Annotated in this window: 8 protein-coding genes; 3 read left to right on the top strand and 5 right to left on the bottom strand. The window is 68.8% G+C overall.

From position 1 onward, the window contains the following. The coding region (locus ACP99_RS14320) for an aminopeptidase (protein ID WP_197052472.1) at positions 1–437 on the top strand (437 nt) is incomplete at its 5' end. 28 nt (positions 438–465) lie between these two features. Here the strand turns inward: ACP99_RS14320 and ACP99_RS14315 are convergent. The 3 genes from ACP99_RS14315 to ACP99_RS14305 all read right to left on the bottom strand — a co-directional run bounded on the left by ACP99_RS14315 (position 466) and on the right by ACP99_RS14305 (position 3,578). Beyond that, positions 466–1,581, bottom strand: a complete 1,116-nt coding sequence (locus ACP99_RS14315) for a GNAT family N-acetyltransferase (RefSeq protein WP_049987255.1) — start codon at positions 1,579–1,581, stop codon at positions 466–468. Between the two features lie 93 nt (positions 1,582–1,674). Beyond that, positions 1,675–2,757, bottom strand: a complete 1,083-nt coding sequence (locus ACP99_RS14310) for an enolase (protein WP_049987254.1) — start codon at positions 2,755–2,757, stop codon at positions 1,675–1,677. A gap of 50 nt (positions 2,758–2,807) precedes the next feature. Beyond that, the gene (locus tag ACP99_RS14305; RefSeq protein ID WP_049987253.1) at positions 2,808–3,578 is read right to left on the bottom strand and encodes a DUF1405 domain-containing protein; all 771 of its coding nucleotides are present in this window, start codon (positions 3,576–3,578) and stop codon (positions 2,808–2,810) included. Between the two features lie 104 nt (positions 3,579–3,682). On the opposite strand from ACP99_RS14305, the gene pdxS reads away from it, so the two are divergent. Next, on the top strand, positions 3,683–4,591 hold the full coding sequence (gene pdxS, locus ACP99_RS14300; RefSeq protein WP_049987252.1) for a pyridoxal 5'-phosphate synthase lyase subunit PdxS: 909 nt from the start codon (positions 3,683–3,685) through the stop codon (positions 4,589–4,591). Positions 4,592–4,661: 70 nt separating this feature from the next. Here pdxS and ACP99_RS14295 read toward each other — a convergent pair whose 3' ends face one another. Further along, positions 4,662–5,540, bottom strand: a complete 879-nt coding sequence (locus tag ACP99_RS14295) for a homoserine kinase (RefSeq protein WP_049987251.1) — start codon at positions 5,538–5,540, stop codon at positions 4,662–4,664. Positions 5,541–5,677: 137 nt separating this feature from the next. Between ACP99_RS14295 and ACP99_RS14290 the strand changes: the two genes are divergently transcribed. Next, entirely contained in the window at positions 5,678–7,009 is a 1,332-nt protein-coding gene (locus tag ACP99_RS14290) for an NAD(P)/FAD-dependent oxidoreductase (protein WP_049987250.1), read from the top strand. A gap of 1 nt (position 7,010) precedes the next feature. On the opposite strand, the gene ACP99_RS14285 is transcribed toward ACP99_RS14290, so the two are convergent. After that, entirely contained in the window at positions 7,011–7,622 is a 612-nt protein-coding gene (locus ACP99_RS14285; protein WP_049987249.1) for a DUF6149 family protein, read from the bottom strand. Positions 7,623–7,732: the final 110 nt, after the last annotated feature.

Here is a 7,732-nt window from a genome sequence, read left to right as displayed (position 1 = left end):
GCGAGGAGGTCGACGGCGAGGTCTACTTCGATATGCCGCTGTACCGGCAGGGCCGCGAGATCGAGGACGTCCGCGTCCGGTTCGAGGACGGCCGCATCGAATCCTACAGCGCCGGGCGCAACGAGGAGGTCCTGACCGGGATCTTGGAGACCGACGAGGGCGCGCGCTACCTCGGCGAACTCGGCATCGGGATGAACCGCGCGATCGACCAGTTCACCTACAACATGCTCTTCGACGAGAAGATGGGCGACACGGTGCACATGGCCGTCGGGTCGGCGTACCCCGAGACCGTCGGCGAGGAGAACGAGCGCAACGAGAGCGCCGAGCACGTGGATATGATCGTCGATATGAGCGAGGACTCGGTGATCGAGGTCGACGGCGAGGTCGTCCAGCGCAACGGGACGTTCGTCTTCGAGGACGGATTCGAGGACGCGTAAGCGACCGGCACAGCTGGGTAATCACTCCTCACGCGACGTCGCGGTCGGCCATCGCGAGAACCCACTCGTCGCCGTCGAGAACGTCGCGCCCGAGCAGATCGCCGACGTCGTCGAACGGGCGGACGGCGAACGTCGTCGGCGTCGAGACGCGGGCGAGCGGGAACCCGGCGTCGCTCAGGAAGCCGTGGCGTCGCAGCACCTCGGGGAAGGGCGTCGCCGCCGCTTCGAGGCAGTCCGCGGTCGCGTGATCGCTCACGAAGGCGACGAGTGCGGCCTCGAACGCGTCAGCCCGCTCGCTGCCGCCGGTCATCGGCTGCACGTCGAGGATCCGCGTGAGGACCGACTGTCCGACCCGCTCGGTCGCCGCCACCAGCGTCGCGGCGGGCGCTCCGTCCTCGCGGGCGACGTAAGTGGTCGTCTGCCAGCGCGGGTTCGCGAACCGCCACTCGAGAAACAGTTCCGCCCGGGGGACGTGAATCCGGTCGGGGCGCGTGTCCCCGTAGACCGCGCGAACCGCCGAGACGTCGATCCCGTCTACCCGGGTCACGTCGACGTCGGCGTCGGTCGACGGCGAGTTCAGCCGCTCGACCGCGCCGAGTCCGGTTCGGAGCATCGGCGATCCCGCGCGGGCGGCGGCTCCGGCCGCCCGCGCCCCCAGTCCGTCACCGTCGGGTGCGAAGGGCGTCAGGTTCTGGGCGCGGTATCTGGTCGGGACCGAGTCGAGTTCCGTCCAGTCGAACTTCCGGAGCCCCGGGCGGAGCGGGTCGCTCGGGAAGTTGAAAAGCAGCGGCGTCCGCCCGGCGACAGTCGAGAGGAGTTCCTCTGTCATCCGCGTGAACAACCCGCGGCGCCTGTGGTCGGGGTGGACGATCCAATCGACCGGCTGTCCGGCCGTGATCGCCCCCCGATCGGTGGCCAGCGGGAACGCCAAGAGCGGTTCCGCGCCGACGATCGAGCCGCGGTGTTCGGCGACGACGATATCGACGTCCTCGGCGTACGGGTTCGACTCGAACCGCCAGTCGAACCACGAGCGCCCCTTCGCCCGACCCCAGACCGTCTCGTACAGCGACAGGAACTCCTCGCGGTCGCGGGGGCGGAAGCGACGGATCTCGTACTCGGTCGCGGCCCGTCGTACGTTCGCCATACCCGTCGCTAGGACCGACCTCGTCGTTAGTATGGACACGCTAGCCGCGGTAGGGCTCGACTCCCGGCCGCCGTTGCCCGGTCTCGCGGGGAACTACTCCCAGCCCAGTCCGAGTTCGTTCCGCGGCGCGTCGAGAGGGCTGGTCGGCAGGTCTCCGGCGACGTCGGGGTCGTTGTAGCCGCCAGGAGCGACGTCGTTCGGTCCCTCGGGGTAGAACAGCGACGCGAGCAGTTGCACGTGTTCGCGGCCGACGCCCAACTCGAACTGGCCGCCGCCGTATAGGCTGACTCCGCGCGCCTCGGCCCACTCGATCGTCGCGAACAGCGACTCGACGGTGCCGAACCGCGAGGGCTTGACGTTCAGCCACTCGGGATCGAACGGCAGCGACTCGACGGATTCGACGCCCGTGATCGGGTAGTCCCACGAAACCCGGCCCTCCTCGCCGTCGAACAGCGAGCGCGTCTCGTCGGTGAGCGCCGGATCCTCGATCACGGCGTCGGGGAATCCCGAGAGCAGGCGTCCGTAGAGGGCCGGATCCGGATCGACGTCGACTTCGGTCCCCTCGTAGAGCCCCTTCAGGTCGAGGATCCGAACGGCGCCGGTCGCGGCGACGTCCGCGACGAGCGCGTCGTCCCACTCGGGCGTCGGGTCCAGTTTGAACTCGGTGTCCGGATAGGCGTCGAGAATCGTCGCGATGCGCTCCGTCGTCGGCGGATCGCCCAGCCGCGTGGAGACGACGAACCGCACGGGATCGGGCGTTCTGTCGACGGCCGCCGAAAGCGACAGCCCGTTCTGTCGGAGCGCGAGGTCGAGCGCCGCCGACTCGACCGCCCAGCGGCGGTAGTGGCGCGACGCCTCCCGTTCCGGCGGTTTCGTCGGGAAGAGGTCCACGCCGTCGAGGTGCGCGGAGAACTCGGCGAACGTGTACTCCCCCGCCAGATCGAACGGCGGCGCGTCCGCGAGGGCGTCGTGGTCCTCGGTGTCGTAGGTGACGTCCTCGCCGCGGCCGACGTGCGGTTCCTCGCGCGGGTCCGTCTTCGCCGGGGACGGCCCCGAGAGGTGGAACGTGGTCGTCGTTCGGACGAATCCGCTCGAGGTGTCGCGTTCGCGTCGCGTCCGGTCGGTCGAGCCGATCGACAGCGGGAGGTCGGCGACGGCGTCGAAGAGGTCGGTCATCGATCGGTTAGACGCACGGCTGAGGGAAAAGCGTGAGCCGCCGGAGGGGTTCACTCCGTCCACAGCCGCAGTTCGAGCTTCTTCACCCGCGTCGCGAGCGCGAAGAAGGTCGCCGCGAAGGTGAGCAGCACCGCCCCGGCGGCCGCCAGTTGGAGCACCGTCGTGCCGCCGGCGACGTCGAGGACCGTGCCGTCGGCGAGCGGCAGCGACGTGTGATGCGGGTCGCCGACGATCGGAACGAAGTAGTCGACGACGTCGTTGAGCGCGTACCACGCGAGCGCGACGGCGACCGCACGGACCGGGAAGTCGGCGATCCGGTGCAGGACGAACGCCTGCACGACCATCGCGAGGTGGCTCACGAACAGGAAGACGTACAGCGGGAGCCACGTCGTCTGGAGGAAGGCCTCGGAGAACACCGCGAGCACGTAGGGCGTCCAGAGACCGAGCTTCCAGCAGCCGAAGAACGCGAGCGCCGCGAGGTACTCGTTGGTGCGCCCGAGCTTCCAGCTCGCGAACGCGAGGGCGATGAAGAGCGTCGCCATCGGGCTGTCGGGGACGAGCGGCCACATCACCACGGGCTCGGCGGCGAACTGCCACGTGACGAGCGGGTCCGACAGCGGCAGCGGGTGAAAGCCGTAGTACCAGAAGCCGAACGCCGTGCCGAGGAGGTTGATCGCGACGACGACCCAGACGAGCCGGAGCCCGAGGTTTTCGATCCACGTCGGCAGCGGCGCGAGCCACCGCGGGAGCCCCTCCGGTTCCGGGAGCCCCTCGCCGGAGACGAGAGCGACGAGCGACGAGAGGGCGCGAGACGGTGCCATACCCGAGGCTCGGATGCGGACGAAAAAGTGGTGCCGGTTCGGGATTTCCGCGCGGCGGAAGCGTGACTAAACGGTTTAAGTGCGTCCGACCGCAATTACTCGCTATGTCCGAAGCGACTGATCTCTCCGAACTCCGCCGCGGGACCGACCTCGTCAAGCGCGGGTTCGCACAGATGCAGAAGGGCGGCGTCATCATGGACGTCGTCGACGCCGAGCAGGCGAAGATCGCCGAAGAGGCCGGCGCGGTCGCGGTGATGGCGCTCGAGGCCGTTCCAGCAGACATCCGCAAGCGCGGCGGCGTCGCGCGGATGGCCGACCCCGCGGACGTCAAGGAGATCGTCGACGCCGTCTCGATCCCGGTGATGGGCAAGTCCCGGATCGGCCACACGAAGGAGGCCGAGATCCTCCAGTCGGTCGGCGTCGACATGATCGACGAGAGCGAGGTGCTCACGCCCGCCGACGAGCGCTACCACATCGACAAGCGCGATTTCACCGCGCCGTTCGTCTGCGGCGCGCGCAACCTCGGTGAGGCGCTCCGCCGGATCGACGAGGGCGCGGCGATGATCCGCACGAAGGGCGAGGCGGGCACCGGCGACGTGAACCAGGCCGTCCACCACCAGCGCAACATCAAGGGCGCGATCCGCGAACTCGAGGGCAAGACCCACGAGGAGCTCGAGAAGTGGGCCCGCGAGCACGAGGCACCCGCCGAACTCGTCCACGAGACCGCCGAGATGGGCCGGCTGCCGGTCGTGAACTTCGCCGCCGGCGGCATCGCGACGCCCGCTGACGCGGCGCTGATGATGCACCACGAGTGCGACGGGATCTTCGTCGGCTCCGGCATCTTCGGCGCGGAGAACCCGCCCGCCATGGGCCGAGCCATCGTCGAGGCCGTCAACAACTGGGACGACCCCGACGAGCTCGCGGCGATCGCCTCGAACCTCGGCGCGGGGATGAAAGGCGAGGCCAACACGAGCCTGCCCGAAGAGGAGAAACTGCAGGGCCGCGGCGTCTGAACTCGGGACCGACGACCCGCTCACGAACACTGTCTTTTCGCGATCTCGTTCGACGCGCGTAGCGCTCCGATTACTCGTACAGCGTCGCCCCGCCGCTCACGCGCGTCTGGTACGCGCGTGACTCGACGCCGGCGTCGGCGAAGGCGTCGACCATCGCGGCGGCGACGTGCCGCCGATCGGACTCCCGACAGGGAGCGAGAATCGACGGACCGGCACCGGAGACGGTGACGCCCGCCGCTCCCGCGTCGAGCGCGGCCTCCCGAACCGCGTCGTAGCCGGTGATGAGTGCCGCACGAGCGGGGGTGACGACGCGCTCGTCCATCCCGACGCCGACCAGTTCGGGGTCGTCCCGGCACATCCCGACCGCGAGCGTCGCCGCCGACCCCACGGTGTGGACAATGTCCTCCATCGACGCCGAGTCGGGGACCACCCCGCGGGCGTCGCGAGTCGACACCGCGATCTCGGGGAGGCAGGCGACCAGCGGGATCGACGCGTCGACCGACGTGACCGCGTCGCCGCGGGCGACGGTGAACCCGCCGAGAAGCGCCGGAGCGACGTTGTCGGCGTGGGCCTCCCCGGAGACGACCGCCTCGCCCTCCGCGGCGATCGGAACGAGTTCCTCCCGGGAGCGCCCGCGGTCGTAGAGCGCGTTCAGCGCGACGGCCGCCGCCGCGGAACTGGCCGCCGAGGAACCGAGTCCCGAGGAGGGGCGAACGCCCTTGTCGATCTGTATGTGGGCCGGCGCGTCCAGGGCCTCCGCGACCGCGCCGACGACGTTCTTTTCGGGGTCCTCAGGGATGTACTGGCTCCCGACGCCGGTCATCTCGATCGTCGTCCGGTCGGCCTTCTCGACGCGGACGACGTCGGCGGGACGGTCGAGGGCGACGCCGAACACGTCGAATCCGCTCCCGAGATTCGCGCTCGTCGCCGGGGCCCTGACCGTCTGCATACGCGTCAGATTGCCCAACGGCGGTAAAAAGGTAGCGAACGAGGGAGCGGCGATTGGGGAGAGATTCCCACCCCGAGCGGCGACGATTTCCGCGACCCGAACAGAAGCACTATTCCCACGACCCGTGTAGGGCGCGTATGATCGGCATCGTCGGCGGCGGGATCGCGGGACTCGCGGCCGCCTATCGGTTGCAACAGCGCGGACACGACGTACGGGTGTTCGAGGCCGCAGACCAACTCGGGGGGCTCGCGGCCACCTACGAGACCGCCGGCGACGACATCGAGCAGTTCTACCACCACCTCTCGAAGTCCGAGCAGACGATCGTCGACCTCGCCGCGGAGTTGGGACTCGAAGAGCGGATCGAGTGGCGCGTCGGCACCAACGGCTACTACGTCGACGGCGTGGTCCACCCGCTCGACACGCCCTGGGAGATCCTCGCGTACCCGCACATGAGCCTCTACGACAAGTTCCGGCTGGGGATGCTCACGCAGGGGATCGACGTCCGCGGCCTCGTCCCCGACTTCGATGCCTACGACGACCTCGCGGAGTACGAGCACGTCACCGTGAGGGAGTTCGTCGAGGAACACACGACGAAGAGCGTCTACGAGAACTTCGTCGACCCGCTCCTCGACGGGAAGTACGGCGACCGGAAGAACGACATCTCCGCGGCCTGGTTCCTCGGTCGCGTCCGCTTCCGCGGCGAGCGCGACCTCCTGCGCGGGGAGATCCTCGGCTACTTCGACGGCGGCTTCGGCGTCCTGTTGGACGCGCTCGTCGACGCGGTCGGCCGGGAGAACATCACCACCGGCGCGCCCGTGACGGACCTCACGGTCGCGGACGGCCGGGTGCAGTCGCTGACGGTCGATGCCGAGGGAGGGGGGTCAGTCCACGACGTCGACGCGGCCGTCGTCGCGACGATGCCGAACGTGCTGGAGTCGCTGACGGGGTACACGTGCGAGATCGACTTCCAAGGCGCGATTTGCGGGCTCGTCACGATGGAGGAGTCGCTCCTCGACACCTACTGGCTGAACGTCGCCCACGACGCGCCGTTCGGCGCGCTCATCGAGCACACGAATTTCGTCGAGCGCGAACGCTACGGCGGCGACCACCTCCTCTACGTCGCCTCGTACGTCCAAGACGCAGACGAGGAACTGTGGCGGATGGACGACGACGAGGTGCGGGAGACGTGGCTCGCTGAGATCGAGTCGATGTTCCCCGACTTCGACCGCGATTCGATAACCCAGTTCCGGATCGCGCGCAACCCCCGCGCCGCGCCGATCTACGAGTGCGGCTACCGCGACCTCGTCGTGCCGTACCACCTCGACGAGGGCGTCGGCGAGGACGTCTACTACGCGGGAATGGCCTCGGCGGCGCAGTACCCCGAGCGGTCGCTCAACGGCGGCGTCGTCGCGGGCTACGAAGTCGCCGACCGGATCGACGCGTCGCTGAAAGCGGAGCCGGAACGCTGAGTTACGCTTCGGATTCGTCGGTCTCGGCGTCGCCGTCGACGTCCTGCAAGCCGGGCGCGATTCCGACGTCGACGTCGTCGGGCTCCTCGCGGCCGCCGACGCGGAGCTCGCCGTCCTCGCCCTCGACGTAGACGTCGTCCGCGAAGCCGCCCTCGGCGTGGGGGTGCTCCGGGTCGTCGAGCCGTTCTGGCGTCGCCGGCGCGTCCGGGACCTCCTTCGTTCGGAAGTCCCCGAGCGGGTTCGCGATGTCGATGTCGTAGCGCTCGAAGAACTCCTCGTAGCGCTCGTAGTGGGCTTCGAGTTCCTCGACCGGGAACTCCATCATCTCCGTCCAGCCGTGGTTGTAGAAGTCGAAGTTCGCCTGGATGTGGGTGATCTCGCGAGCCTTCGCCTCGGTGTATCCCTCTTCGAGCGCGCGGACGTACGTGTCGAAGGTCAGCTCGAAGAACGTCTCCATGTGCGGCTCGCGCTCCTCGCGGTGCTCGGGGTCGGCCTTCTCGCCGAACACGCGGACGTGGAGGTCGGTCAGTTTGTCCGTCGCGATGTCGCCGACGACCGGCATCGTCAGCGCTTTCTTCGCCGCGAAGTGGCGGATGTTCTGACGGAGCTTCATTGTCGGTTCCTAGGACCGACGGAACTTGAATGACACGCGTTTGCGACTGATTCGCTCCTGCGAAATCCGTCAACGCCGACGTCTCGATGATGGCCAGTCCGGAAGCCCCC

The sequence above is a fragment of the Halobellus rufus genome, from assembly GCF_000739575.1.
Classification (GTDB): domain Archaea; phylum Halobacteriota; class Halobacteria; order Halobacteriales; family Haloferacaceae; genus Haloquadratum; species Haloquadratum rufum.
This window is presented reverse-complemented; position numbering and strand designations above follow the sequence as displayed.